Annotated in this window: 26 protein-coding genes; 14 read left to right on the top strand and 12 right to left on the bottom strand. The window is 64.9% G+C overall.

The genetic code is table 11. The annotated features are described in order from the left end of the window. Window position 1: 1 nt before the first annotated feature. From ABMY26_RS07350 to ABMY26_RS07315, 8 genes are read right to left on the bottom strand one after another with little or no spacing between them, the layout of a single operon-like run. Window positions 2-535, bottom strand: coding sequence for a hypothetical protein (locus tag ABMY26_RS07350; RefSeq protein ID WP_372395366.1), 534 nt, complete (start codon window positions 533-535; stop codon window positions 2-4). A gap of 3 nt (window positions 536-538) precedes the next feature. Then, window positions 539-1,243 carry a hypothetical protein gene (locus ABMY26_RS07345; RefSeq protein ID WP_372395365.1) on the bottom strand — a complete coding sequence of 235 codons (705 nt, stop codon included), beginning with the start codon at window positions 1,241-1,243 and terminating at the stop codon, window positions 539-541. Between the two features lies 1 nt (window position 1,244). After that, window positions 1,245-1,787, bottom strand: a complete 543-nt coding sequence (locus ABMY26_RS07340; protein ID WP_372395364.1) for a hypothetical protein — start codon at window positions 1,785-1,787, stop codon at window positions 1,245-1,247. Beyond that, entirely contained in the window at window positions 1,771-2,631 is an 861-nt protein-coding gene (locus ABMY26_RS07335; protein WP_372395363.1) for a hypothetical protein, read from the bottom strand. The genes ABMY26_RS07340 and ABMY26_RS07335 overlap by 17 nt, the downstream gene beginning before the upstream one ends. Next, window positions 2,628-3,839 (bottom strand): hypothetical protein, encoded by a 1,212-nt coding sequence (locus ABMY26_RS07330; protein WP_372395362.1) that lies wholly within the window; start codon window positions 3,837-3,839, stop codon window positions 2,628-2,630. Before ABMY26_RS07330 ends, ABMY26_RS07335 begins: the two co-directional genes overlap by 4 nt. Before the next feature lie 3 nt (window positions 3,840-3,842). Then, complete coding sequence (locus tag ABMY26_RS07325) at window positions 3,843-5,525, bottom strand: ATPase, T2SS/T4P/T4SS family (protein ID WP_372395361.1); 1,683 nt, start codon at window positions 5,523-5,525, stop codon at window positions 3,843-3,845. Beyond that, complete coding sequence (locus tag ABMY26_RS07320; RefSeq protein ID WP_372395360.1) at window positions 5,522-8,371, bottom strand: type II secretion system protein GspD; 2,850 nt, start codon at window positions 8,369-8,371, stop codon at window positions 5,522-5,524. The genes ABMY26_RS07325 and ABMY26_RS07320 overlap by 4 nt, the downstream gene beginning before the upstream one ends. Continuing rightward, a complete protein-coding gene (locus ABMY26_RS07315; protein ID WP_372395359.1) occupies window positions 8,368-8,970 on the bottom strand; it encodes a transglycosylase SLT domain-containing protein in 603 nt (200 codons plus the stop codon). Before ABMY26_RS07315 ends, ABMY26_RS07320 begins: the two co-directional genes overlap by 4 nt. A gap of 802 nt (window positions 8,971-9,772) precedes the next feature. On the opposite strand from ABMY26_RS07315, the gene ABMY26_RS07310 reads away from it, so the two are divergent. The 5 genes from ABMY26_RS07310 to ABMY26_RS07290 all read left to right on the top strand — a co-directional run bounded on the left by ABMY26_RS07310 (window position 9,773) and on the right by ABMY26_RS07290 (window position 12,735). Further along, window positions 9,773-10,003 carry a hypothetical protein gene (locus ABMY26_RS07310; protein WP_085084825.1) on the top strand — a complete coding sequence of 77 codons (231 nt, stop codon included), beginning with the start codon at window positions 9,773-9,775 and terminating at the stop codon, window positions 10,001-10,003. Between the two features lie 447 nt (window positions 10,004-10,450). Continuing rightward, window positions 10,451-11,476 (top strand): helix-turn-helix domain-containing protein, encoded by a 1,026-nt coding sequence (locus ABMY26_RS07305; RefSeq protein WP_372395358.1) that lies wholly within the window; start codon window positions 10,451-10,453, stop codon window positions 11,474-11,476. Window positions 11,477-11,484: 8 nt separating this feature from the next. Further along, entirely contained in the window at window positions 11,485-11,670 is a 186-nt protein-coding gene (locus tag ABMY26_RS07300) for a hypothetical protein (RefSeq protein ID WP_372395357.1), read from the top strand. Next, window positions 11,655-12,200: a transglycosylase SLT domain-containing protein gene (locus tag ABMY26_RS07295; RefSeq protein ID WP_372395356.1), complete on the top strand. Its 546-nt coding sequence runs from the start codon at window positions 11,655-11,657 to the stop codon at window positions 12,198-12,200. The genes ABMY26_RS07300 and ABMY26_RS07295 overlap by 16 nt, the downstream gene beginning before the upstream one ends. Before the next feature lie 7 nt (window positions 12,201-12,207). Then, a complete protein-coding gene (locus tag ABMY26_RS07290; RefSeq protein ID WP_372395355.1) occupies window positions 12,208-12,735 on the top strand; it encodes a hypothetical protein in 528 nt (175 codons plus the stop codon). 608 nt (window positions 12,736-13,343) lie between these two features. Here the strand turns inward: ABMY26_RS07290 and ABMY26_RS07285 are convergent. Both ABMY26_RS07285 and ABMY26_RS07280 read right to left on the bottom strand, forming a co-directional pair. Beyond that, complete coding sequence (locus ABMY26_RS07285; protein ID WP_372395354.1) at window positions 13,344-13,751, bottom strand: hypothetical protein; 408 nt, start codon at window positions 13,749-13,751, stop codon at window positions 13,344-13,346. Beyond that, window positions 13,738-14,808, bottom strand: coding sequence for a helix-turn-helix transcriptional regulator (locus tag ABMY26_RS07280; RefSeq protein WP_372395353.1), 1,071 nt, complete (start codon window positions 14,806-14,808; stop codon window positions 13,738-13,740). The genes ABMY26_RS07285 and ABMY26_RS07280 overlap by 14 nt, the downstream gene beginning before the upstream one ends. Window positions 14,809-15,039: 231 nt before the next feature. Between ABMY26_RS07280 and ABMY26_RS07275 the strand changes: the two genes are divergently transcribed. After that, on the top strand, window positions 15,040-15,282 hold the full coding sequence (locus ABMY26_RS07275; protein ID WP_372395352.1) for a hypothetical protein: 243 nt from the start codon (window positions 15,040-15,042) through the stop codon (window positions 15,280-15,282). Between the two features lie 704 nt (window positions 15,283-15,986). On the opposite strand, the gene ABMY26_RS07270 is transcribed toward ABMY26_RS07275, so the two are convergent. Together ABMY26_RS07270 and ABMY26_RS07265 are read right to left on the bottom strand one after the other, a co-directional pair. Further along, window positions 15,987-16,286, bottom strand: coding sequence for a helix-turn-helix domain-containing protein (locus tag ABMY26_RS07270; protein ID WP_372395351.1), 300 nt, complete (start codon window positions 16,284-16,286; stop codon window positions 15,987-15,989). A 10-nt stretch (window positions 16,287-16,296) separates the two neighbouring features. Then, the gene (locus ABMY26_RS07265) at window positions 16,297-16,644 is read right to left on the bottom strand and encodes a type II toxin-antitoxin system RelE/ParE family toxin (RefSeq protein ID WP_167393221.1); all 348 of its coding nucleotides are present in this window, start codon (window positions 16,642-16,644) and stop codon (window positions 16,297-16,299) included. 195 nt (window positions 16,645-16,839) lie between these two features. On the opposite strand from ABMY26_RS07265, the gene ABMY26_RS07260 reads away from it, so the two are divergent. The 8 genes from ABMY26_RS07260 to ABMY26_RS07225 all read left to right on the top strand — a co-directional run bounded on the left by ABMY26_RS07260 (window position 16,840) and on the right by ABMY26_RS07225 (window position 23,994). Beyond that, on the top strand, window positions 16,840-17,121 hold the full coding sequence (locus ABMY26_RS07260; protein WP_372395350.1) for a hypothetical protein: 282 nt from the start codon (window positions 16,840-16,842) through the stop codon (window positions 17,119-17,121). Between the two features lie 145 nt (window positions 17,122-17,266). Then, on the top strand, window positions 17,267-17,590 hold the full coding sequence (locus tag ABMY26_RS07255) for a hypothetical protein (protein WP_372395349.1): 324 nt from the start codon (window positions 17,267-17,269) through the stop codon (window positions 17,588-17,590). Window positions 17,591-17,595: 5 nt separating this feature from the next. Next, window positions 17,596-18,453 carry an LPD29 domain-containing protein gene (locus ABMY26_RS07250; RefSeq protein WP_372395348.1) on the top strand — a complete coding sequence of 286 codons (858 nt, stop codon included), beginning with the start codon at window positions 17,596-17,598 and terminating at the stop codon, window positions 18,451-18,453. Window positions 18,454-18,516: 63 nt separating this feature from the next. Next, window positions 18,517-20,604, top strand: a complete 2,088-nt coding sequence (locus tag ABMY26_RS07245) for a ParB/RepB/Spo0J family partition protein (protein WP_372395347.1) — start codon at window positions 18,517-18,519, stop codon at window positions 20,602-20,604. A 56-nt stretch (window positions 20,605-20,660) separates the two neighbouring features. Next, window positions 20,661-20,984 carry a hypothetical protein gene (locus tag ABMY26_RS07240; protein ID WP_085084786.1) on the top strand — a complete coding sequence of 108 codons (324 nt, stop codon included), beginning with the start codon at window positions 20,661-20,663 and terminating at the stop codon, window positions 20,982-20,984. Window positions 20,985-21,084: 100 nt separating this feature from the next. Then, window positions 21,085-21,333 carry a hypothetical protein gene (locus ABMY26_RS07235; RefSeq protein WP_372395346.1) on the top strand — a complete coding sequence of 83 codons (249 nt, stop codon included), beginning with the start codon at window positions 21,085-21,087 and terminating at the stop codon, window positions 21,331-21,333. A gap of 95 nt (window positions 21,334-21,428) precedes the next feature. Continuing rightward, entirely contained in the window at window positions 21,429-23,444 is a 2,016-nt protein-coding gene (locus ABMY26_RS07230; RefSeq protein ID WP_372395345.1) for a tetratricopeptide repeat protein, read from the top strand. A gap of 4 nt (window positions 23,445-23,448) precedes the next feature. Beyond that, window positions 23,449-23,994 (top strand): hypothetical protein, encoded by a 546-nt coding sequence (locus ABMY26_RS07225; protein WP_372395344.1) that lies wholly within the window; start codon window positions 23,449-23,451, stop codon window positions 23,992-23,994. Window positions 23,995-24,142 lie beyond the last annotated feature (148 nt).

The following is a 24,142-nucleotide window of genomic DNA, read 5'->3' as shown; positions in this document are numbered from 1 at the left end:
TTTAGAGGTCGCAGGCACTGCCGGCAGGAATGGAGGCCGTGCGCAGCGTCAGCAGCACCGCCAGCCCGCCGTTTCGCGAAACCCAGCTCTGGCCAGCCCCCAGGCGCCGCACCGCCCCCTGGACCGCTGAATCCGTCTCGCTCGTGCGCTCGACCGGCAGTGTCATCAGGCAAACCGCCGCGCCGTCGCGCCGATAAACCCAGCTGGCGAACCCGGCCGGCGCCGCCGGCAGCGGTTGCCCGCCAGAAATGACCGCGCGTCCGTCCTGACACGTCAGACCGGACACGTTGCCGACGCCGCCGGCCGGCGCGGGCCAGCCGCGCGGCTGGCCATCCGGCGAGGTGACGTCCTTCGCGACCCGCAGAGTGCAAGCCGCCATCGCGGTCTGATAAAGCCGGGCTTGAGTTTCCAATTCCGTCTGCGCCCGCGTCGCCGAAAAGGCGCCCAGCACGTCACCGCTGTCACCGGCAATGACGCCGATCGCCAAGCCGAGCATCACGAGCGCGCCGAACGCCACCGCAACCAGCGCCCCCATCGGTCAGCGCTTGGCCAAGCTGACGAACGCCACATAGGCGCCGTCCGTCGTTTGCACGCATCCCGTCGTGCGGGCGCGCAGCCCAGCCGGCGCCGTCGTCATAACCGTAGGGGTGGCGTCCGTCCCCGTGAAGGCGGACAGCGCCAACCCGCTGTTCGGCACCTGATCGGGATCTTCCTCGCTGTCGTTGTGCAGCTGCGCATTGATCGACAGACACACCCCGGTCTTGATGTTCGGGGCGAACATCACGATTTCGGGCGTCGTCGTCCCCAACTCCAACGGCACCGCGCCGGCGCCGCCTCTGAATGCGACGTTGTTGCGGTAGTAGAACACGCTTGTCCGAGGGTCCGCCGCCGCCGACGCCGCACTCGGAAACGCTGGCGGGCTGGCCATCGTCCCGAATTTGGGGTGGAACAACTGCCGTGTGGACATGACGTCCGATTCATCCGTGATAAGGTCCACCGGCGCCCCGTTGAGGCCGGTTTCACTGCCGTTGAAAAGCACTTGGCTGATTGCCACGCCACGCGACTGCATTGTCGTGAATCCCTGCTGCGTCGAAGACATAATGCCCACGGTGGAGTAGGCTGCCGCACGGTTGGTCTGAGTGGCCGTGTCGCCGAGCGGATTGTCGGACGACGGCATGAACATATAGGCCAGATAGCCGACGAGCGTCATCGCGCCTAAAATCAAAGCGATAATAGTACCCATGTCAGCGCCCCTTTTTTCCTTTTTCGATTTGAAACTCGACCACAGTTCCTTGTGCGGTCATCTGTGCGAGGTTCGGGCATTCTTTGCCGGCACACAGCATGGACACCTGCCATCGGATCGACGGATCCAGAACCTGCAGCCGCTGCACAGCTGCCCTGAATGCGGCCAGCTTTTCAGCGTTGCCGACCGCCACCGTGAGTTCGGCGCCTGACGGCTTGACCATCACGTCCGGGTAGGCCGCCGACAGCGCCGCCACCACGTCCGAAATCTGCTTCGGATCCGGCGGCCGCCGTTGCACCACCGGCAACGGGACATCCGCCGCCACCGCCGCACGGCGCCAGTCCTGTACGTCCTTGGCCATGTCCTGGACCGCCAGCAGCGCCGCGGCAACACTCCCCGCAGCGCCGATCGCCGCGGCCGCCACCACGACGTGCGAGGCCGGCGCCGCCTGCCGCCACACCTCCCACAGTCTCGACCGGTCCCAAAAAGCTGGAGCGTTCAAAGCCAGCCGCAGCCGATGCCGGATCTCAGCGAGAGACTGCATAGACGCCTCCATCGGCATGCACCGTGTCAGACCGCCCGCCCATCGCCTCGATGGCGTCAGCCGTAACGGTCTTCGGGAAGCTCGCGCGCCAGGTTGCCGCCCCCCCCTTCGTCACCTTGAAGCTCAGCAGATCGCCACCAAGCTGCAGCACCGAACGGTCGACGTCATCGAAGCGGCCCAGCTGCGCGGCAATGTCGTTTGTCGCCAAGGTCCGGGCATCGCTGACCACCGCCAGGGCCCGCTTGGTCGCCGCCTCCGTTGAGGCCGAGGTCAACAGCCCCACGCCGGCCGACACGACCCCGCACACCGTCACCACCGCCACCGATGCAGCCATGATCCCGACTGCGCGCCGCACGATCAGCCCACCGACCGCGCGCACGAACTGTTCCTCGGCCAGCGACTGAACCACCCAAGGCGTCACCGTTCCGGTGTGCTCACCGTCAAGCGTTTGGATGCTGACCCCGTATTTCTCCACGGCTTTCGCGACACCGCTTGGCGGCCCGGTGAACAGTTTCGGATCGCCATCGGCCGGGATCACGAGCACCGTTTGCCGCGCAGCCGTACCGAACCCATAGGCAACCGTCCCCTCTAGCGAGCCGGACGGAAGCACCGACGCGAACGGGCACCAGGACGCCGGCGGAAGGTCGCTCACCGGCGCCGCCAGCACATAGAGAAACCCCGCCGCGTAGCTGGCCACATACGCCACGCGTTCCGTGCCGCATTTCCCACAGGCGTTTTCCCAGGCCGTGCGCTCGTTCAGCCCCTCCGGTGATTCGATCCGAAGCACCTTCAAGCTTTCCGGCACCTCCGGCCGGAGCCCCAACATGTCCCCTTGCATCTTCACCGCCGTTTCGTCATGTGCCGCACAGCCTCTTGGCTGGCGGTAAGCTGCAGGCTCAGCAGCCACGCGATCCCGCCCAGCGCGACCGCGACCAGAACCCCGAAAAGGCTCAGCCCGAGCACCAGCGTTCGCCGTCGCGTCGTCTTGGCTTTTTCGGCGCGTTGCTCCGCGATCCGCTCGCACGCGGCCGCTATGTCTGCCATTTGCCGGGCTTGCCCGATCTGCGCTCGCTCGCCGCCGTCAAGCGGCGCCCTCGCAAATGCACGCGCCGGCTCGACCACATCGAGCGCCGCATGCACGCTGTCCCAATAGGCTTGCACCGCAGGAACCTGCGAAACCTCCCGCGCGAACTGGACCGTGTGTCCGACCGCCTCGCCGGCGCGCAGCAGGCGCGCGGCAACCGCCATGGAAAGCGACAGGGCGTCATGCTGTACCGACGCCCGCAGCCCAGGCACTGCCTGGACAATCCGCGCCGACCAATGGTTCCGCCGACCCCGGAATGCGAAGCGCACCAGTACCAGGACGCCGCCGATCACCGTCACCGACGTCATGAGCACGAAGGCCGTGTCCATGATCGTCCGCACTGTCGCCAATCCGAAATCGAAGCGCGCTCGCAAGGCCGCATCGTCCGTCCGGATCCCGCTCATCATCAGACCGGGCAGGTAATTGGACCGGACGAACGAAACACCGCTGAACAGCGCCGACCATTCCGAGGCAAGGCCGACCAGGAACGCCCGAGTGGCACGCGCCCGCGACCGTTTCGCCCGCACTTGCTCGACCGCCTGCGCCACGGCTTCATCCAGCTGGCCCGCCTTTTCGCCGGCGCCGATGATCGTCAAAGTCGCTTCGTCGTAGAGTTCGAGCGCGCGCAGCGCCTGGACGAAGTTCGCGCCCGCATCAAGCGCCGTCTTCGCCGGCGCCAGGACCGCCATTTTCCAGGGATCCGTCTCGCGCCGGATCAAGTCCGCGAGCGCCTGTTGCGCCGGCACCGCGAAACTCTGCTGCGCTACCGACCGCAACAGGCTTTCGCTGAAGGCGTTCACCCGCCAGAACGCAGACCAGCTGCGGACTGTGCGCGGCTGCACCCGAAGCACGTCACGGCCGGATCGCACAACCCGCTCCCGTGCATCCTGCGCGTCAATCGCCCACACGTTTTCCAGCCGCGGCCTAGACCCGTCGCGGCCGCGCGACGTGACCGAAAAAATCTGCATCGGTCACCTCACCGCCATAAGGTCGCCAGCAGTCTCGACGCACAGCAGACCTTCAGCCAGCAACTGCCCGACCCGCTCGACCCGAGGGGTAAACTTCACGCCGTCAGACAGCGGAATTTCGTCATACCGCTGGTCTTTAATCAGCTGGATGATCTTCTGCTTAAATTCCGGCTCGCGTGGCAGGATCATCGTCTCGGCCGCCAGGGCGCGACCGCTGACTCCGGTGTGCCGGCAGTATCGGCACCCCGTCTTCGATTGCCGGTATACAGGCGTCGCCCGCTTCAGCTTCAACCGCTGAAGATCGACCGACGCGAAGTGCTTATGCACCGGGCCGGCATCCTCGCGGCACACATGGCAGACCGTCCGGACCAAACGTTGATTGACGACAACGCGCAAGTGCTCACCCACGATGGCGTGCGCGACACGTTGGTTGTCCTGTCCAAGCCGCTCGATGTAGCGCTGAACGGTCTGCGGCGCGTCGCCGGCGTGCAGTGTCAGATAGGTTAGGTGACCGCTATCGACGGCTTGTGCCGAAGCGTCTCCGTCCTCTTCCGTCAACACTTCCTGGACGACCAAAACATCCGGCGCACGGCGCAGCGCGCCGGCGATATGGTCCGCTACCTTGCGCCCTTCGCGACCTTTCGCGTCCTCCGCCAGCACATACGGCACCAGATATTCGGGCGGTCGCGAGATTTCGATGATTTTGCGGCGCACGCGGTCATAAGCACCTTCGATCGACGCCAGCGACGTGGTTTTCCCCTGCGCCGTGGGCCCCGATATGATGACCAAGCCCGACGCCTTCACCGGCGCCTGGATCAACGACAGCAACGCCTCGCCAACATCCGGCATGTGCCGTGTCAGCACGCGGAAGCGCGGCACCTTGGCCAGATCCAGGAGACGCACCGAGACTTCTTCGCCATCGGGCTCGATGGGACCCGTACCAACGCGGGCATCAATCAAACGCCCTTGCCAGGAAATCGAAAGGCGACCGCTCTGAATACGCTCGCGAACGGAGTAGTCCTGACATTTGGCCTGTCGCTTCACGAGCGACACAAGCGCACCCATCGTAACAGAGGGGATATTGTGCCGAAGGTCACGCTCGCCATTCACATGGAACGCGATCCAGTTCTTCGTCGTCTCCGGCAAGAACATGAAATCAATGTCCGACGCGCCCAGGTCCAGCGCTTCCGTCCACACATCCTCCAGCAGCTGCAGCAGCGCGTCCCCGCCGTTTTCAGGATCCCCGGCGAAATGGGCGGCAAGTTCGCCGATCCGCTCCGGTGACGGCGGGCGGAAGGAGGCAAGGGCTTCCTCGACGTCCTGCTGCGCCAACGTCTCGACCGTAACAGTCTCGACCTCAAAACCGGCCGCCTGGACCGCGTAGCACAGATTGTCGACCGCCGCCGGATCATGGTCCGCCGTTGCTCCGACGACGAGCACACCGTTTGTCAATTCAGTAGGGATAAGCGAATGCTCGCCAAAGGCCGAGTACGGCACCATGGAGCGCAGCGTCTCGCCCGAGGCGTTGCGCCGGCCACGCGGGTCTTCATCCATCATGCTCAGGAACAGGTTCTGAGACATCACCGCTTGGTGTGAGATCTCGCGACCCGCCGCCGCGGCGGCCGCCACCTCGACGGCCGCCACCCGCTCGAAGCCCTGGACCGTCTTTTGGTCGATCCCGCTCATTTACCCGGCCCCTTCCGAGAGCCGAACATACCGAGGGTCAGCACCAGCTTTTCGCCGCCGCCTTCCAGCGTCAGCGCATTCCGGCCAATGCTGGCCTTCCAGACCCGGCCGCCAAGCATTACCTCCCCAGCCTCGACGCTTCGCGTACCCGTCCCATCATCGACCAGTCGGCGCGCCCCCTGCACACCGACAAGGCGCAGCGCGCCGACACCAGCCGGCTTTGCCGGCCCTCCACCGCCCGGCGCGGTCGCGCCGGCCGAAGCGCCGCCATACATCACTGATTCCGGCACTGGCGGCAGATTGACGACGTTTCCACCGTCCTCACCTTCGCCCGCGCCTTGCCCGGAAACCGGCACCACAAGCTGCCGCGACGGCCCGCTGTGGACCACCAGGAGATCGGCGCCGACATTGCCCGTCACCGCCGGCGGCGCATAGCTCACCACCACCATGCAGCTTTGGCCGGGCTTCAGGCCGGTCAATTCGCTGCATCCATCCTCCACCACGCGCATGCCCGCTTGCTCGCCGCCAATGAGGCGAACTTTGGCCACCGCCAACGAGGTATCGGAGCGGTTCGACAGAGCCACCACCCGTTCCGCCGGCAGAGAGGCGAAGCGCAGTTCCTTCGTCCCAGGTTCCAAATCCTTCGGTTCGGGTCCGGCCGTCGACAGGCGGGCGGCGCTATCGACCACCTCGCCCTTCAAATTGACCGCGCCAATTCCGGTATCGTGCTGCAGCGCCACCGACGCCCGCAGCACACCCCGGCGCGTCCCCACCACCTCGATCTTCAATGCGCAGCTGGCGCCCGGCCCTATGTCCCGATCCGAGCATTCGTCCGACACCACCTTGACCCGCGTATCCGCGTCGGAGGTCACTTCCGTCCGACGAACACGCACTGGCCGACCGCCAGTGTTCTTCCAGACCGTCAGCGCATGTTCCGCCCGGTCCTGTTCCACCTTGCCCAACTCCACCACGCGCTCCACCGGATCGAGCACACCCGGCGGGACAACCGGCCCAGCCGCTGCCGCGCCCGCCGCCGTTCGAGGCGGCTGTGCAGCCAGCGAACTGCTGCGGCCGTCCGCCTGTGCGAGCACCAGATCGCCGGCCGGCACCGGAAGACGATCAACCCACCGTCCGCCTTCCGCCACCTGGACCGGCCGCTTTTGATCGCCACGCGACACCGCCTTGTCCGGAGCCGTCGCCGACCGACGCCCCGACGCCGTGCGTCGCGGCGTCAGCTTCTCCGGTTCGCCCTTGCCAGGGGCCCGACGCTGTTCGACCGGCGGTTCAGGCATCGGCGGCATGACCGGAGCGCTCGACGCTCCGATTTCCTCGAACCGCACGACGCGCGGACGCATCAAAATCACGAGTTCGCTTTGCTCCGCCGCCTTTCCCGCCAGCAACGGCGCAAACACCCCCCAATCCCCGTCAGGCAGACCTTCGGCCGTGCCCTCCGTCCGCTTCTTGCGGATTCCGGCCAGCAGCAACGCTTGTCCCGGCCGCATCATCGCGTAGCTCGACAGGTAGCGATCCGAAGTGATCGGATTTTGGATGACCGTTGTGCCGGTTGTGATGTTCTCGACGTTCTGCAGATCCACAATGTCCAGCAGCACGTCGGCATGGACGACACCGCCGTAATACTGCGGCTTAACCGTCAGGTTCATTCCGAGCGTGTAACTTTCCGTCGACACCGTATTGTTGGCGACGTTGTTGATCGTCAGCCCGCTGCTGGAAGTGTTCCCACTGGTCGGGAAACCAACCTGTGTGATGAAGCGCCGCCGTCCACCGTTCGTGAAGCTGGCAGGCGTGCCACTCAGCGCCGTCAGTTCCGGTGTCTGGACATTCGCGACAACGCCCTCTTTCGCCAGGAAATCCAGCAGCACGCTGGCGGTCAGCCGGCTGCCGTCGTAAATTCCCGAAGCACTGACAGACGGCGACAAAATACCGCCAGCCGGCCCGCCGCCCAGCGCGACACGCAGACCACCCCCAATCTTGGCTTGGAGAACATCCCAGCGAATGCCCAGCTGATTGTTCGTGTTGAGGTTTACTTCCGCGATTGTCGTTTCCATCAGCACAAGCACGTTGTTGCGCTTGACTTGTTCGAAATACGTCGCAGCCTCTGCCGCCTGATCCAGTGTCGCCCGGTACACGATGGTACGCCCGGCGCTATCGACCTTCACATTGCCGTCGCCGAGGATGCTTTTCAGCGCACCCTCCATGCCGGCATAGCTCACCGTCCCCATCGAGCGCGGGGATCCAGCACCGCCGGACCCGCCGGCCGACCCGCTCGACCCCGTGTCCGATCCCGACGAGCGCCCGCCGCCATTCGTCACGGTCGCCGGCACCGGCGGCAATTCCACGACGAAGGTCGCATGCTGCGACACCTCGACCCGCCGTCCGTCCGCCGACGCCGAGCACCACGCGCGGCCCGCCGTGCACAACGCCGTCACCTGTTCGGCAACCGAACCGGCCGGCAGTGCCACAGTCACCGGACTGCTGGCCAGTTCGTCCCCTGTGAACACCAGCCCGACGCCCGACCCTTCCAACGCAGTCTGCAGCGCCGCGCCGAGGGGAGCACCCGACAGCATCAACGCCGGCATCCGCTTTGCCGGCAGCGTTTCCAAGCCGCCACTCCGCCGCGGCCGGAACGCGCCGGCTGGCACCGGCACGGTCAGCACCGGTTCGTCCTTCGTAAGCCGGCTATCGAGCCGTTCCTCTGCGCCCGGCACAGACGGATCCGGCGGCCGCGTCGGAAGTTCGAACGACGGCCGGTTCGCATCGGTCACCGGCGAGCAGCCCACAGCGACGGCGGCCGCCGTTGCGACCAGCACCCAACGGAAGCGTTTCATGGATTCCCTACTTTCTGTTGAGCGACATAAGCGCTCTCACACAGCGATGGCCGCACGCGTGCACCCGACGCGCGCGCCAACTGACGCAATCGCCCGCAGACCCCCAGCACCCTCTGGCCATACAGCCGGGCAACGTCGGTTCGCTGCCATGCGTTGTACCGTCCGATGCGTACTGCTATCTCCGGATGGTCTGTTTGCAGCCCCTCGTTCAGCACGCGGGCGCCTAAACGCAGATTTTTCAAGGGATCGAATAGATCAACCGCGTGCTCTACTTGGCGCCCGTGGTCTTTCAAGCTGATCTGCATGAGGCCGATCGCGACGTTTCGTCCGTTCCTCATCTCACGATCAAGTATGCGGATCGCTTCCTCTCGGCTCGACGGCTGGAAGGATTGACTGGCGGTCGCAATCGCAAAAGGAGACGGCGCTATTCCACCCTCTTTCCCTTTGCGGGACTCAACCAAGGCCACGGCGTAGAGCAGGTAGGGGTCCAACCCGTATTCGGCAGCGACTTTCGACCACGCGGAACGCCCCAGGTCGAATGCCATAGCGGGCTTTCCGGCCTCGATGCTTCCACTCAGCACCGCAACGGCAAGAGCCATACCGATGCGTGTCCGCTTCCCACAGACGCAGCTTGGCTTGTGGCTACGCCCGTTAAGCATTGCGCATCCTTAAAAACGACGATTAGTAGGCGGACAATAGCGACTAATCGACAAAATAGCTAGAAGATCGCTCGAATGTGGTACCTCTCACGACCGCATACGGGGATATGCATCCATCCGCGTGCGCGGCTATCGTTAACCTTTCGTTTACGTCGCAGGGACTGCCGCCGGCATTCCGGTGCCCTCCTTCGTCGCCCCCCTATTCCTGCCTGGACACACTTTTCCGGACGGCGAAGCACGCACCGCCGCACCCGCCCGGAACCCTGAGTCGGCAGCTATGCCCGAATCATTCAGCCATTCAGTCTGAGGCTTAACCAAACCCTGCTAACGGGTCGCCAAGTAAGCGTAGATTAGTCTACCCAAAGTTCGCGATATTGGCGGCATTTGTTGTCTTTACGGCGACTGTTCGGCGGGCTTGTAAACTGTTTTGCACTTCTCTACGCACGGCGCTTAGACTTTCGTCGGCCGTCAGCGGAGGAAGCAGGAACTTGCGAGTGGGAATCAAAAGGGGCCAGACCATTGGCCCGGCCCCTCGACTTAGGGTATCACCCTCACCGCCATCGCCTCGCCAGGCTGTGCGGCACCATCACTATACCTTCACTGCAACCAACCCCACAATCATCCTCCGCAAATACGCTAGCGGGGGGTTGTGGGGGGGCGGCAATGAGCCCCCCCAACTCTTGCGCCGCATCGCGGCGCATCGCTCGGTGAGCGCGCGTCAGCGCGCTGGACGTGCTGCCCCATGGCGTCGCTCATGACGCAGCGCCGGCGCGCACGACAGGCCGACTACATGCGGGCCAAACGCGACCGGCTGAAGCAGGAGGGGCGCAAGGGCGTAATCGTCTACCTGACGGTCGACCAGCTGGCGCGTCTCGATGCCTATGTGGAGCAGATCGGCGCGGCCAGCCGCACCGAGGCGATGGAGTCCCTGATCGAGCAGCTACCGGATCCCGCGCCCCAGGCGGATCCGTGACCGCCCCTCGACCGCCACGGCGGCAATACCACAAGACGCCGCGCGCGCAACGTGCGACTGTCCGTCGACCCCTCGCGAACCGCGGGTGGTTGGAGCAGAATGTGCATACCCCGTTATGATGCCATAGGCCGTTTCGGGAATGCGCGTAGACTAATTGTTGCTTGCTTGCAAAATGTTGTGCAGATTGCGGGCATTGCGACACAACACAGGAGATCCGGACAACCAGAAACCGCATAGCCGAAACCGACCATAAACGCCAGTAGCCCCGCCGAGATTGATCCCGGCAGGGCGAGCCAGATAACCCGGCTAACTGGACGAGAGAGATAAAGTAACGGTGTCTGACTTGTCGCAGAGCGGACACTAGCGTCTCTCCGTCTTCGTTGCAAGAGGTTTTCGGCAACGCCCCTGCATGTCTTGGCGTCGGCGCAGACCCCGACGGAGAGTTATATGCACGCTGCTGCAAATGCAGAAGCCGTGAAAGGGCACGCCGCGCGCGCGCCCGGCTTTAATCATGTGGCCACAATTGCCGCTCGCTTTGATGGCACCGACCGATGCAGTGCTGAAATCGTCCGTTTAATTCTATTCGCGACCGCCTGTCTTACCTACCTTGACGAGAGCGGCGAGATTGATACCTCGCGCACCCTCTCCACCAAGGCCCAACTTCTTCTTGCCGTCCTTGCCGAGCATGTGCACAGCGACAAGTGGCAGACAGGCAAAGCCTATGCGTGGGTCAGCAACGACTATCTGTGCATGCGTCTCGCAACCGAAGCCCGGTGCGTGCGCAGATTGCTGGCCGAGCTAGAGACGGCCGGCTACATCGTGCGTCGCTACAACGGCAGGAATCAGCGCCTCGACCGCCAGGGAATCGACCTGCGCCCCTTCGGCGCACGCCTGGACGACATCGAGGCCGCCGTCGCGCGTCAGGAGGAAATGTTGGATCTGCGACGTGCCGAGCGCCATGCCGAGCGCATGGACAGCATCGACTTGTCCCCAGCTTTTTCCGAAGAAATCGCCTGCATGGAGGACTCAGGAGTCCCCCATAAAAACAATCTACAAAGCTCCGGTTCTAAAGAACCTGTAGAAATATTGCCTTCGGACCTATCAAGTTGCAAGGTGCGTGCCAGCGACAAGGCTAAGGCTGCGGAAATGTTCGATTTGATTGTCGTGGCCAGCCCAACATTCCGCCGCCACTTGGACCCTGCCGACCAGCGGTTGCCGACGCCCAGCACCATCAGTGCCGCAGCAATCCAGATCCTCGCCACGCACTTCAGGAATCTCCGGCCGGATCTCTGGCCAATTGCCGTGCAGGCGCACGGCTTCGCCGTGGCGGCCGCCGTGCTGGCGGCCGCGGTCGACAAGACCGGCGTGAAGGATCGAACCCGCTACCTCGCCTCGATGCTCGGACGTCGCGACATCGGCACCACGATCACGCTCAGCCTGAAATCCATGGTCCGCACAGCCGGCAGCGCCTAGGAGGTTCCATGTCAGCCCTCTACACCCTTGTCGTCGTCTTTCTCGCCTTCGGTCCCGCCGGCGAGCCGCAGATGCACGTCGAACGCTTTCCGGAACCGTCCATGGACCGTTGCCGGAAAGCCGCCCAAGAGCTTGAGCAGATGGCCATGCCGAACGGCTCCCTGGTCGTGAGGACGCGATGCATCGAAAGCTAGGGCGGCTTGCAGCCGCCGCGACGCTGGCGCTTTGCGCCATCGCCGCCGAGGTGCGGGCCGCGACCGTGTGCGACCTTGCCGCCCAGGTGGCGGCCAGCGTGCTACCGATCCCGCGCGATTTGCTGGTGTCAGTTGCCCAGGTCGAGAGTTCCCGGCAGCCGTGGGTGCTGAACATCGACGGCCGAGACAGCCGGCACGCGACCCGACAGGAGGCCGCCGCCGCCATGCGTCGCGCCCTCGATGCCGGCGCCTCGAACGTCGACGCCGGTTGTTGGCAGATCAGCAGCCGTTGGCATGGACGCGCGTTCCGCCATCCCGACGATATGCTCGACCCGTTGCGCAATGCGCTCTATGCGTCGCTGTACCTTCTGGATCTGCGCCAGGAGTCCGGGAACTGGACATTGGCCGTTCAGCGCTACCATTCGCGGGATCCGGCGCGCGGTGACGCCTACGCCGGCAGGGTTGCCGACGTGCTGTCACGCGTGGTCGGCGCACGGCAGGCCCAAGGACGAGCAGCACCGAACCAGTGAGGACCGCATGCCGAAGCGTCTCACCAGGGCCGACTACCTGAGCGGCGTCGAACTGGAACGGTATCTTGGCCGAGAAGTCGGTGTTCGCCGGTCGGCGGCCGACATCGCCGCCCAGCTGCCCACCCTGGACCAGCGCACCCCGCAGACACAGACCCTCGTTCGCAAGATGGCCACAAGGTGGATTGCCAGCGGCCTCGCCATCGAGGCGCCCGGCCCCCGTGGCGGAGCAGGGTGGGCACTCTCGCCGGCCGGCGCCGCGCTGATCGCCCAGGCGCTGGTGTGGAAGTCACCCGCTACGGTCAAGGCTGAGGCGCGCGCCGCCGCTGTGGCCGCACGCAGGGAGGCCGCGGAGGTCGACTATCACGCCATCCTTCGGCGGCTGGACGGAACGGAGCGGATCACGATCCGCGCGCTCACGATCCAGGAAGCGGCGACCATAGCCCGCCAGAGGCTACGGTTCACGTCCGAGCGGGTTGTCGCGGTATGGGAGGCGGCGGCCGGCGACTTCGCGCCGGCGCTGGATCCAGAGGGTTAGGTGTTCTATATTCGTTCTCATGCCCGAGAGCAACAAACCGACCTTCGCGACGGCCTATGGACACTACTCGCTGGACTGGTGCCGCAAGGGCGGCATCAAGAACCTTGAGGTCTGGTGTATCGGAAACCCGCGCTGTGCCAACCGGTCGACGCTGCGCGTCGACGTGCTGATTTCCAAAGTCGGACCAGGAACCAGCTTGCTCAACGTTGCGCGCCGCATGCGTTGCACCCGGTGCCGGCGTCTTGGGTGTTTCGTGCAACCCGAACCGCCGCCAGCACCGGGCACACCGGACTATCGCGCTTGGGTCGCTGACGAACTCGGCCGCTGCCAAGCCTTCATTGTGCAAGTGCGAGAGTCCGGCATAACGCCCGCCATCGGTTTAGAAGGCGCTGGACAGGATCCTGTTGACGGAGCCGATCCACAGAGGCGTCGTCAAGAACAGCAGGACCGGCCACAGCTTCGTTAGAATATGAAACATTGTTGGTCTCCATAGGTGTCTCTGGCGCTTCCGCCAGCGTCACCCATTGTGGAGATCTGATTTTTTTCGCGCGCCCCCGATAGGTTGCCAAAAAACGCATCTTTCTCGGCATCGACCGGTGGCGCCGCGTTCATGCCGCGCGCGGCAGCGGCCGGAGGCAAGACGCCGGCGCGTGGCTGTTCACATCGCGGGCGTCCGGATCCTCGACCAGATCGACGCCGAAGCGCTCTTTCCACAGCTGGCGCGTGGTCGCCCAGGCGGCCCGGAAGTCAGGCGTCCCGAAGGCATCGCCGTCGTGGTCGATCGGTGCACCGAACAGCGCAATACAGTCCGCACGATACTCCGCCGATCGCAGCATATGAGCGTGCCATGCCAGATCGGCCGCGCTTGGTGGGCACAGCGCCAGGTCCGGGTGCTGCTGGACCAGATCCAGGAACTGACGATAAAGCGCGACAGCTTCCGCCGCCGCCATTGGCGTCATGCCGTGCTTGGTCAAATCGCGTTCAACGCGCGCCAGGTTCAAATCAGCAATCTTCATAGCCAAGCATCCTCATTTGTTGGGGGCAAGCCCCGGCGATTGACGCAACCTGTCCGATGAGATGCGCGAGCGCCCTCTGACTGGTCACGCCGAAACTCAGGCCCAGGACCGCATAGATCCGGACCAGCTGTTTGCGTACCGTGGCGTAGGCTCGACCGGTGGACGCCGCGGCTTCAGCTGGACCGCCGGCGGTCACAACCGACAGAGCCACGTCGCACTGCCCAGGCGAGAGGCCGAGGGTGCCGAGCGCGTCGCGCACCACCGCCTCCACCGGCGCCGGCGGAGGAATCAGGATCATCGCATCGTCAACCGAAAGCCCTGCCCCAACCGACACCATCGTTGGATTGCCGGCAGAAGGCATACCGAGGAATCCGCCTCGCCCGTGGTCGGCCGCCGCCTGCACCAGTTCGCCGAGCCGAATATCGGCTGCCGCATCAAGCGCTATCAACCGGCCGTCCTGGACCGTGCAACCCAGCCCGCCGAGCAGAGCGAACCGGGCGGCCGCATTTGCCCAGCGCACCGACCGGTCGCGCCCGACAATGGCGACGCCGAGTGATAGCCGGTTCAGCAGGGCTTCGAACCGCTCCGTCTCATGTACCGTGTTCAACATCTCAAATACCGATCTTGGAGCCGCGCCGACGACCCAGCCGCGCACGCGCAGCTGCGCCACGTCGACCCGGACTTGGGCCGTCCATCCGTCCGGAAGGGCGCGGTGATGACACAGCAGATCGACCGCGCTGCCTTCGACTTGATACCGCTTGCGGAAGTCCAGCACAGGGTTCGCACGGCGGCTGTTGACGATCATCGCAAGGTAATCCGCCGGCGGGACCACCAGCGACTCGGCCGTGCTCATGCCGGTATGGACGACGGACCAATAGAGATCCGGAAAGGTTGCGCCATCGGGAAAGCCGAAGAACGGATAGCGTGAGCGAACGTTATCCGACACGAAACCAATCCGGTCATCCGGCAGGAATAACATCGTCTCGCCGCCCAAAACGCGAGAAAGTTCAAGCAGTTCGCTGAATGCGCCGGGCGCTTCAGGCGGTAGATCGCGCAAAGCTATTTCCTTCGATGGAGCGACTTATGTCCCGATGGATGTAAAAAAGCACCATTTGGTGTACGGTTCGAGCGAAAACTAACCGCCCGTTTCACGCAAACAGAAGCTGCATACAGGGATATGCAACGCTTAGAAGGCTAAGGATTCGACATACGAAGCGCTTGTCTAGTTAGCGGTTTGGATGCCGTTCCCAAGGCTCGGCAAAGCCTGAGACACACCAGAGGACCCACAATGAAAACTGCGTTGTATTGCCGCAAACTCTTGGATACCGCCGACGTTATCGTTCAGAAGTTCCTTCATGAACAGCATGACGAAGAAGCGGCCAGAGTCCCCGCGGTGATGATCGCCGACTTGAAGACTCTCGCTCGAAACCGGGATGTTCACATGCTTGTGGCGATGATTTCTGTTCTGATTACGAGCGATACCATCAGCAGTGCTGAGCGGGAGCAGATGATGATTAAAATCTTACAGTAAAAAATGCAAGATTTGATCCATCTATAATCGCATGATTTTTTGATTGTATAAAATCAAGGCGGAACGATGGGTTGATTTGTCATTTTTTCGGATCTGGCGAAGGCGGAATCTCCCGCTGGAGTGCTCCGGCTCTAGGATCCGTGCGCGGCCGCGCACGGATCCCCAAGCCCCTGGACGGGATACAGGCTCCCAGGCCATCCCTGGAGGTGCAGCCCGTCCAGGGTCTTGGCCCTGTCGGGTGACGATCTGTCCCGCTGCGCGGGCCACCCTTCGGGCGGGATAATGGACAGCCGCTCCCCATGGGCAGCGCCAGAATGCAGGCGAAGCCCACCAGCTGCGGAAGAGAGCGGCCGTGTCCGTCGCCTTGCTCTGGACACACATCGAGGCGCCTTTCGGCGCCAACTGTCTTATCCGGCCGGTCCCCGGCCGGACGCCTGCCGCCGCGGCGGAAAAGTGGTCGCGCAGGCGAAGCGATCCCGCCTATGGGCCGCAAGCGGCCCATCCCCGCTGAAGCGGGGCCCCACGGCAGGATCGTTCGCCCGTGCCACGCGCGGGCAAGGGGAACTAGGCCCCCGGCGACCCTCTCGGGCCGTGCTAAAGGCCGGGGGCCGAGTTCCCCTAAGCCCGCGCTCGTGCCAGATCCGGAAACGGGATCTGCTTAGCGATGGGTGGGGTGGAGCGGCGGTTGCCCGCCTTGGGGGGCGTTAGCCCGCCAAGGCCCTGCGCACCGCGTCCGGTTCGCGTTCGATCACACGCAACAGAGTCCGTTCCGGCCCGCGTGGGAAGCGGCGGCGCTGTTCCCATTGCGCAACCGTGTTCACCTTGAACGAAAAGGCCGACGCAAAGCCTTCCTGCGTCATGCCCAGCCGCTGGCGGAGCGCCTTAACGTCGATATCCTCCACTTCCACGGTATGAACACGGGTTGCAGGCGAAGCTTTGCCTTGCTGGTAAGCAACGGCCTCTTTCATGCCTTCCATGAGATCGGTGAACAGTTCGTCATCCATGATTTAACCCTCAGTAAGTTTCGAGTAGCTGTTTAACCACCTTCGCGAAGGCGTTTTTTTGCGCGTCGGTCAGATTTTCCTGCCGTGCCTTCGCGTAAGCAGTGAGCAGGAAGACCGGATGTTGCCGGTCATAGTAGTAATAGATGATCCGCACGCCGCCGCTCTTGCCGCCAGATCCGGTTGCGAAGCGGATCTTGCGGATCCCACCACCGCCCCGGACCAACTGGCCCCGCTCAGGGTCGAGACCGATCATCACCAGCGCATCGGCCCGCTCGGCTTCGGTCATGCAGCCCGCAGCACGCGCGAGGTAGGGCGCGGTTTCGACAACGGCTTGGGGGATGGTGGGTTGGTTCGTCATGCCCTGATTATATGTCAATGACGGGGTATCGGCAAGGGCCAACCCTGTCATTGACATACCTTCACCGCATGGCTGTTATGTTTCGCTACGCGTAGCGTTAGCCTTCCAATCGCTACGCGTAGCGTTATAATGGGGACACAAACGGAGCGAGGCGGAAGCCTCCGCCACCACCGCCCCCCTCCCCGGAGCCTTGCCGTGACTGTCTATGATCTGGATCCCGTCACCACCCGGACCTTTCAGAACGCGCATTTCTTCGTCCATGTCGAGCAGGACGACCCTGCGGCCATCGGCCTGAACGGCCTTATCAGCTTCGGCCTGATCGTGGAGCCGAAGGAAGGCGACGTTTCGCTCGCTCGTGTCGAACCCATGGCCAAGGCGCGCGGTTTCCTGCGTCAACTGGACCACGACTATACGACGCGGCAGAGCGCCACCCGCGCCGCCCGTCGCCTGCTGGACGGCCCCTTGAGCCGACCCTAGCCGCACAAGGCGGGGTTTCCCGACCGCCCGCAGCCCCAGGCGCGGACGGCCCGGCAACCTCACCCCCAATCACCGCAGACGCAGCCATGACGGCGCCACGGCGCCGCACGCCCGCCCTTTGCCTGCACTCAGCCAGGAGCACGCCTTGACCAGCCAACCCCGCCCCATCGCCACCCGCTCCCCGGTCGCCATCGTCATCAACTGGCGTGACGAGAACTATGGACGGATCAGCGGCGCCCTTGCCTTCCGACCGACCGTCGCCCCGTTCCCGTCCGACACCATGGCCGCGCGCATCGTGCGGATCTATCGGCGGCACGGCTTCGCCATGCATCCCGGCCGAGACTCCTACGTCAACCAGCAGCCGACCGCCGACACCCCCGCCCAACTCGCCGCCGCCTTGACCGCCGCCGGCTTCATCGTGACGCACGCCGGTTGCGTGCCCCCCTCCATCGCTCAGATCCAGGAGTGACCCGCATGACCTCCACCACCATCACCCCCGTCGTCATCGGAACCCGCCTGCACTGCATCCTCTACGGTGGCCGCGAAGGCACCGTGTACGCGATCCATGGCGAGCAGCGCCCGGACACCATCCGCAGCCTGTGCGGCATCGGTTGCAGCGGCGGTTCCGCGACTTTCGACGTGGTGTTTGACGACGGCAGCATTTCCAACCGCCTGCCGGAAGCCATCATCCACGGCGTGCAGTGGACGATTTTTGACGAAGTGTGGGGAGCCAACCGCATCGCCGCCGCCCTGGCGTACGCCGAGGAAGTCACCGCTAACAAGACCGCCGCCGCCGCCGCCGAGAAGGCCGCTTTTGCGGCCGAGGTGGCGCGGCTGAAAGAGGCGCCGGAGTGGGCGCACCTGACCCAAGGCAATGGCGAGCGCGACGGACGGCTTGCAGCCGCCAACGTTCGCGCCGTCCTGAAAAAGAGCTTCCCCGGCATCAAGTTTTCGGTGCGCAAGCAGCACCATAGCAGCATCGGCGTGTCGTGGGAGGACGGCCCGACCGTCGCCCAGGTCGAAGACGTGGTGTCCGCGTTCAAAGGCGGGCGGTTCGACAGCATGCAGGATCTGGCGTCCTTCGAAACCTCCCCGTTTATCTCGATTTTCGGAGGGGTGCAGTACCTCAGCACCCGACGCGAAGAGTCGGACGCGCTCATTGAACGCGCCATCACCCAGGTTTTCACCGACTACGCCGGAAACCTCAAGGACACGCCCCGGCCAGCCGTCGAGGACTACCGCAGGGGGCGGCTTTGGTCCGTGCCGGTCCCGCTCATCCAAGACGACCTGCAAAGCCTCATCCGCACCGCCGCTTATCAGCTTGTCGGCTGATCCGGCCGGGGGAGGCGCAGCCCTCCCCCCGCTTTCCCCCCTTCCGATCCCGAGGAATCCGCCATGCACACCGCCGCCATCACCTCCCCCATCGTTGAAATCGCCCTCTCAAAGCTGGTGTCGTCAAAGCAGAACGTGCGGAAGACCGGCGGGCAGACCCTCGACCAGCTCGCCGCCAACATCGAGGCGAAGGGGCTTATCCATAACCTTGCGGTGGTGCCGGTGGAGAAAGACGGCAAGCCGACCGGCAAGTTCGCCGTGGTCGCCGGGGGGCGCCGTCTCGCCGCGCTGAAGCTGCTGGCCAAGCGCAAGCGCATCCCGGCCGGGCATCCCATCCCCTGCACCGTTCGCACCGCCGCTGAAGCGGTCGAAACCTCCTTGGCTGAAAACGTCATCCGCGAAGCGATGCACCCGGCCGACGAGTTCGAGGCGTACCGCGTCATCATCGACCAGGAAGGCGCCACCGTGGAGGACCTCGCCGCCCGCTTTGGCGTGGAACCGCTGTATGTGAGCCGCCGCCTACGACTGGCCCAGGTGTCGCCCAAGCTGCTGGACCTCTACCGCACCGGCAAGCTGACGGCCGCGCACATGCAGGCTTTCGCCCTCAGCGACAGCCACGCCGAGCAAGAGGCGGCCTATTTCGAGGCGCCCGAGTATCGCCGCGACCCGCAAAGCATCCGCTCCGCCCTCACCCACGACGACGTGAACCCGACGACCGACCGCCGCGCCCGCTTCATCACCGCAGACGCCTACCTTGCCGCCGGTGGAACGGTGCGCCAGGACCTCTTTGCGGCGCCCGGTGCCGCACCCTGGACGGACGCGGCTTTGGTCGAACGGCTGGCGCTGGAAAAGCTGGAAACGGTCGCCGCCCAGGTGCGCGCCGAGGGGTGGAAGTGGGTGGAGGTGCAAACGCACGTCACCTACGAGCGCCGCAACACGTTCGCCCGCATTCACGCCGAGGATGTGCCGTTGTCGGAGGCCGACGCCGCCGAACTGGAACGGTTGGAGCAGGAATACGACGCCCTCGCGGAGCAGGACGACGCCGACCCCGCAGCACTGGCGGCGCTTGACGAGCAGATGCAGACGATCCGTGCCCGCGAGGACCATTGGTCCGCTGAAAAGCTGGCCATCGCTGGCGCACTGGTGAGCCTCGACTACCAAGGCGCGGTGCAGATCGACCGGGGCATGGTGCGGCCGGAAGATGAGCGCGCCATCCGCCAGGGTGCGGCCGAGCAGGACAGCGACGGCGCGACCGAGAGCACGGCAGGCGCGCGCAAGCCCATGACCGCCGCCCTCATGCTCCGCTTGACCGCTCAGCGCACCATGGCCCTGCGCGCCGAACTCATGGAGCGCCCCGACGTGGCATTGGTCGCCATCGTCCATAACCTCATGGCTCCGATCTTCTACGGGACGAGCAGCTACAGCCGCCCCAGCGCCCTGGAAATCAGCGTAGACCAGCGCGGCCGCGCCGCCGCCCTCGACGCCGAAGGGATCGAGGGGTGCGCCGCCAAGCAGGCAGTGACCGACCGTCACGGATGGTGGTTGCTCCGCATCCCGGCCGCGCATCACGAGGCATGGGAATGGCTCACGGAGCAGGACCACGAAACTGTTCTGTCCCTGCTGGCCTATTGCACCGCGCAGACCGTCAACGCGGTTCGCCACGCCCACAACACGGAGTTTGATGAACGCTTGGTCGCCTCCAACGACCTCGGCGCATCTCTTGGCCTCGACATGGCCAAGTGGTGGGCGCCGACCGCAGAAACCTACCTCGCCTCAGTGCCCAAGGACGCCATTCTCGACGCCGTGCGCGAAGGCGTGTCGCCGGAGGCGGCTGACAACCTCGCCAACATGAAGAAGGCGGCATTGGTTGCCGAAGCCGAGTTGCGGCTTGCCGGTAGCGGTTGGCTTCCCGTCCCGCTCCGTCCGCACCTTGACCAGCAGGAGGAAGCGGCCGAGCAGCACGTCGCCCAGGACGACGGGCAGAGTCTGAACGCCGCCGCCACGGACGACCACGGCGCCGATCGCCAAGGCGACCGCCACCAGGACCGCGAACCGACCGACACCGAGGCCCACCCGACCGACACGACGGCCGACCCTCTGGCCCTGCCCCCGGTCGACCAGGACACCCACCCCATCGCCCTTGCCGCTTGACCCTCACACGCCACGACCGGCGGCAGGCGCCGCCGGTCCCACCAGGAGGAACACCCATGTTGCAGCAGCCGAACAACGACAACCAGCAGACCGCCCAGGCTACCGCCCCCGTTGCCGCGCCGACATCGACCGTCCTTCGCTTCGTCCGCGTGCCCACCGCCGACCGGGTGACGCTCTATTGGCCCATCGCCCGCGACACCGAGGCCCGCGACGTGCTGCGCAACGTCGGCGCCGTGCGTGTCGGGATCGACAGCCAGCCCGCCAGCAGCGCCACCCGGCGCGAGTTCGGACACAGCCACACCGGCCGGGCAATCGTCACCTTCGCGGCCTTCGCCCGCATCGTCGCCGCTGGCCACGCCGATCCGATCCACCGGGCGTGAACCGTCCAGCCCCGACCCCGACCCAGGCGCGGCAAGGAGCAACCTTGCCGCGCCGCCGCGCATTCCCTACGATCCGGAGCCGTCCAACATGGTGCCTTCAATGCCTCGCCCACCGATTGCCGACCGCCCGCAGACCTCGACCGAGCGCACCCGCGCCACCCGTGCGCGTCAGCAAGCCGCCGGTTTGCCCGACCGTGAGAAGGTGCAGCGCGCCATTGCCAAGGCGTCAACGGCCCTATCCGAAGCGGAGCGGCAGAGCCTCTTGGCTGCCGTCCTGGACAGCGTGCCGGCCGACCAGCGCGAAGGGTTCGAGACGGCGACGCGTGCCTTTCTGAATCTGCCGAGGTAGCGCCGCCGCCTTTTTGCAGACGCCGCCGCCCCCCTGCGGGGGACAGCGACGCCATGGGGGCCTGACGGCCCGGATTCCGGATCAGTTGGACGCATATGAGCAAGGCTTTTCCCATTCTTCAGCGTGCGGTGACGCTGCACCAGTCGGGCCAGCTGTCCCAGGCTCGAACGCTCTACCAGCAGGCGCTACGCCTCGATGCGCGGAACGCTGACGGCCGCTATTTGCTGGCACTGCTGGAGTGCCAGGACGGAAATCCGGCCAAGGCTTTGCCCGCGCTCCGGCGTCTCGCTCTTGAACAGCCCAGGAATGGAGACATTCATTTCACGCTAGGCCGTGCCCTTCACGCGGCGGGCGATCCCAAAGCGGCCGCAGCCGCCTATGCCGTCGTGATGGCGACTTCACCGGCCAATCCTGACGGCTTTTTGGAGGCCGCCCGTTGCTACAGCGCCCTGCGCGACTGGCGCCGCGCTGCACAGGTCTTGGAATCGGGTCTTGCGGTCCATCCGGCGCACCCGCTGCTGTGGAACGGGTGGGGGGTGGTTGCCGGCGCCGAGAAGCGCGACGACGAGGCCGCGAGTGCGTTCCGCCGGGCCACGGCGGTTGACCCAAACAAACCAGAATTGCGGTACGCATACGGCCGCGGACTCCGCGCGCTGAACCGTACTGAAGAAGCGGCGGCGCAGCTTCAGCACGCGTTGCAGCTTGATCCCGGCTTTGTGCGCGCCCGTATGCTGCTGGCGCGACTGCTGCCCGTGATTTACGACACTCCCGCTCAGGTCGGAGAGTGGCGCCGCAGGATCACCGAGACGATGGAAGCGTTGCCAGCCACGGCGCCGGCGGACCCAGCGACGCTATCCGCCACTTTCGAGGCAATCGCCGACACCACGAATTTCTACCTCGCCTATCAGGGGCACGACGACCGCGCGATAGCCGAGCGGTGGGGCAGCTTCGTTCATACCATCGTCGCCGCTCGCCATCCGGATCTGACCCAGCCGCCCGCGCGCAGCCGCCGGCCCGGCAAGCGGATACGCATCGGCTTCCGTTCCGCACACCTTCGCGATCACACCGTGCTGTACCTCTTCCGCTCTTGGCTCACCAGCCTCGACCGGACCCGGTTCGAGGTCAGGGTTTACGGGGAGGGTGAGGGGGACGCCGTTGCCCGCCTGTTAGCTGCGGAGGTGGAGCACTATCGGACCTTGCCGGACGACGTTGTGAAGGCGGCCCAGCAGCTGCGCGCCGATGCCCTCGACGTTCTGGTGCACCTCGACATCGGCATGGACCCGGCCGGTCAAATTCTCGGAAGCATGCGCCTCGCCCCCGTCCAGGCGGTGACTTGGGGGCACCCGGTGACGACCGGATTGCAAGCCATCGACTGGTTTCTGTCTGCCGACGCCATGGAGCCGGAAGGCGCCGACGAGCATTACAGCGAGCGATTGCTGCGCCTGCCCGGTCTAGCGGTTTCCGTCACCCCGCCGACACTGCCCGCACAGTCGGCAGATCGAGAAAGCCTTGGGTTGGCGGCAAGTGATGTTGTGTTTTTCTGCGCGCAGTCCCTCTATAAGTTGCTGCCACAGCATGACGACGTTTGGCCGAGGATCGCCGCGCGTGTACCGAATGCCCGCTTCGTCTTTCTGGCGTCATCCGGTAAAGAGGTTGTCGCAGGGTTTAAGCGCCGCCTCGACCGAGCATTTGCCGCCCAGGGCTTGGACGCGAACCGTCATGTCGTATGGGCGCCGACAATGGACCGCCCCGACTACCTGGCACTCAATATGACCTGCGACATTTTCCTCGACAGCCTGGAATGGTCCGGAGGACGGACAACGCTCGAAGCCGTCGCGTGCGGGTTGGTTCCGATCACCACACCCGGCGTCTTCATGCGCGGTCGCCATACTGCCGGCATCCTTGCTGAACTGGACCTTCACGAACTCATAGCCGCCGACAAGCACGCGCTGGTAGATTTGGCCGTCCGTCTCGCCAGCGACACCGATTTGCGGATTGAGATGCAGCGGCGCCTTGTGAAGCGGCGCGACGCCCTCTATTCCGACACCCGGTGGAAGCCGGCATTGGAACAGTGGATCGAAGCGGCAGTGCAGACGAAAAGAGGCGGCTAAATCCATGATCGACCAGAATCGACCGATTGGCAGCGTCGAACGTCTCGCTTCCTTGATGACCGCCGACCCGGCCGAGCGCGTCGTGCAGACCTTCCAGGTTGACGGGCCGCCACAGTGGCACTTGGTCCGCCGCCGCCTGGAGGTGTCACCCGATTTGGTGCGTGCGCTACTGGCTGCCGGCACTGCCGGCGCCGATGGTGTGCCCTGTCTTGTGCCAGTCTCTGACGGCTTGCTGCCCGGAACCTCACAGACCTACCAATTTTCTGTAACGTTGCAGAAAATCGACCAGACGGACCCGCAGCCGAGGCGCAAGCGTGGTCGCCCTCGCAAGCCCGACGCCCCCGGCGCCGCTGAGCGAATGGCGGCGAGCCGTGACCGAAAGGCCCGGATAGACGTGCACAGGTTGCTGCTGATCGCCGCCATGACCGAGCATATGCCGGCCGAGAAGCTGCACCAACTGGAGACACACCGCGTTTTCGGCCCGATCATCCGCGAAGCGCGGTTCATGGCCAAGGCCGCTGCGCTGACGGGCTCGAATCTCGAAAGCTAATTTTTGTGACGTTACAAAAAATTTTCCTGTGGCTCCGTGCGGTTCGTAGATAGCGGCCTGCACGGAGCCACTGCGCATTACCGTGTCCTTGATCTGACCATTCGGCCCCAGGACTTCGCCGCGCATTCTCGGATGCGCGGAAATTTTC

This window comes from Azospirillum sp. HJ39 (assembly GCF_041507355.1).
Classification (GTDB): Bacteria; Pseudomonadota; Alphaproteobacteria; order Azospirillales; family Azospirillaceae; genus Azospirillum; species Azospirillum thiophilum.
Note: the sequence above shows the minus strand (reverse complement) of the source record. Positions and strands in the feature narration are given on the sequence as shown.

What these genes read in the sequence shown, in the direction of transcription:
- ABMY26_RS07235 (WP_372395346.1), top strand. Translation starts at nt 21,085, where the DNA reads ATGCCTCGCCCACCGATTGCCGACCGCCCGCAGACCTCGACCGAGCGC.
- ABMY26_RS07275 (WP_372395352.1), top strand. Translation starts at nt 15,040, where the DNA reads ATGAAAACTGCGTTGTATTGCCGCAAACTCTTGGATACCGCCGACGTT.
- ABMY26_RS07320 (WP_372395360.1), bottom strand. Translation starts at nt 8,371, where the DNA reads ATGAAACGCTTCCGTTGGGTGCTGGTCGCAACGGCGGCCGCCGTCGCT.
- ABMY26_RS07305 (WP_372395358.1), top strand. Translation starts at nt 10,451, where the DNA reads ATGCACGCTGCTGCAAATGCAGAAGCCGTGAAAGGGCACGCCGCGCGC.
- ABMY26_RS07315 (WP_372395359.1), bottom strand. Translation starts at nt 8,970, where the DNA reads ATGGCTCTTGCCGTTGCGGTGCTGAGTGGAAGCATCGAGGCCGGAAAG.
- ABMY26_RS07225 (WP_372395344.1), top strand. Translation starts at nt 23,449, where the DNA reads ATGATCGACCAGAATCGACCGATTGGCAGCGTCGAACGTCTCGCTTCC.
- ABMY26_RS07300 (WP_372395357.1), top strand. Translation starts at nt 11,485, where the DNA reads ATGTCAGCCCTCTACACCCTTGTCGTCGTCTTTCTCGCCTTCGGTCCC.
- ABMY26_RS07350 (WP_372395366.1), bottom strand. Translation starts at nt 535, where the DNA reads ATGGGGGCGCTGGTTGCGGTGGCGTTCGGCGCGCTCGTGATGCTCGGC.
- ABMY26_RS07240 (WP_085084786.1), top strand. Translation starts at nt 20,661, where the DNA reads ATGTTGCAGCAGCCGAACAACGACAACCAGCAGACCGCCCAGGCTACC.
- ABMY26_RS07330 (WP_372395362.1), bottom strand. Translation starts at nt 3,839, where the DNA reads ATGCAGATTTTTTCGGTCACGTCGCGCGGCCGCGACGGGTCTAGGCCG.
- ABMY26_RS07325 (WP_372395361.1), bottom strand. Translation starts at nt 5,525, where the DNA reads ATGAGCGGGATCGACCAAAAGACGGTCCAGGGCTTCGAGCGGGTGGCG.
- ABMY26_RS07295 (WP_372395356.1), top strand. Translation starts at nt 11,655, where the DNA reads ATGCATCGAAAGCTAGGGCGGCTTGCAGCCGCCGCGACGCTGGCGCTT.
- ABMY26_RS07285 (WP_372395354.1), bottom strand. Translation starts at nt 13,751, where the DNA reads ATGAAGATTGCTGATTTGAACCTGGCGCGCGTTGAACGCGATTTGACC.
- ABMY26_RS07290 (WP_372395355.1), top strand. Translation starts at nt 12,208, where the DNA reads ATGCCGAAGCGTCTCACCAGGGCCGACTACCTGAGCGGCGTCGAACTG.
- ABMY26_RS07345 (WP_372395365.1), bottom strand. Translation starts at nt 1,243, where the DNA reads ATGGGTACTATTATCGCTTTGATTTTAGGCGCGATGACGCTCGTCGGC.
- ABMY26_RS07340 (WP_372395364.1), bottom strand. Translation starts at nt 1,787, where the DNA reads ATGCAGTCTCTCGCTGAGATCCGGCATCGGCTGCGGCTGGCTTTGAAC.
- ABMY26_RS07250 (WP_372395348.1), top strand. Translation starts at nt 17,596, where the DNA reads ATGACCTCCACCACCATCACCCCCGTCGTCATCGGAACCCGCCTGCAC.
- ABMY26_RS07245 (WP_372395347.1), top strand. Translation starts at nt 18,517, where the DNA reads ATGCACACCGCCGCCATCACCTCCCCCATCGTTGAAATCGCCCTCTCA.
- ABMY26_RS07310 (WP_085084825.1), top strand. Translation starts at nt 9,773, where the DNA reads ATGGCGTCGCTCATGACGCAGCGCCGGCGCGCACGACAGGCCGACTAC.
- ABMY26_RS07265 (WP_167393221.1), bottom strand. Translation starts at nt 16,644, where the DNA reads ATGACGAACCAACCCACCATCCCCCAAGCCGTTGTCGAAACCGCGCCC.
- ABMY26_RS07270 (WP_372395351.1), bottom strand. Translation starts at nt 16,286, where the DNA reads ATGGATGACGAACTGTTCACCGATCTCATGGAAGGCATGAAAGAGGCC.
- ABMY26_RS07230 (WP_372395345.1), top strand. Translation starts at nt 21,429, where the DNA reads ATGAGCAAGGCTTTTCCCATTCTTCAGCGTGCGGTGACGCTGCACCAG.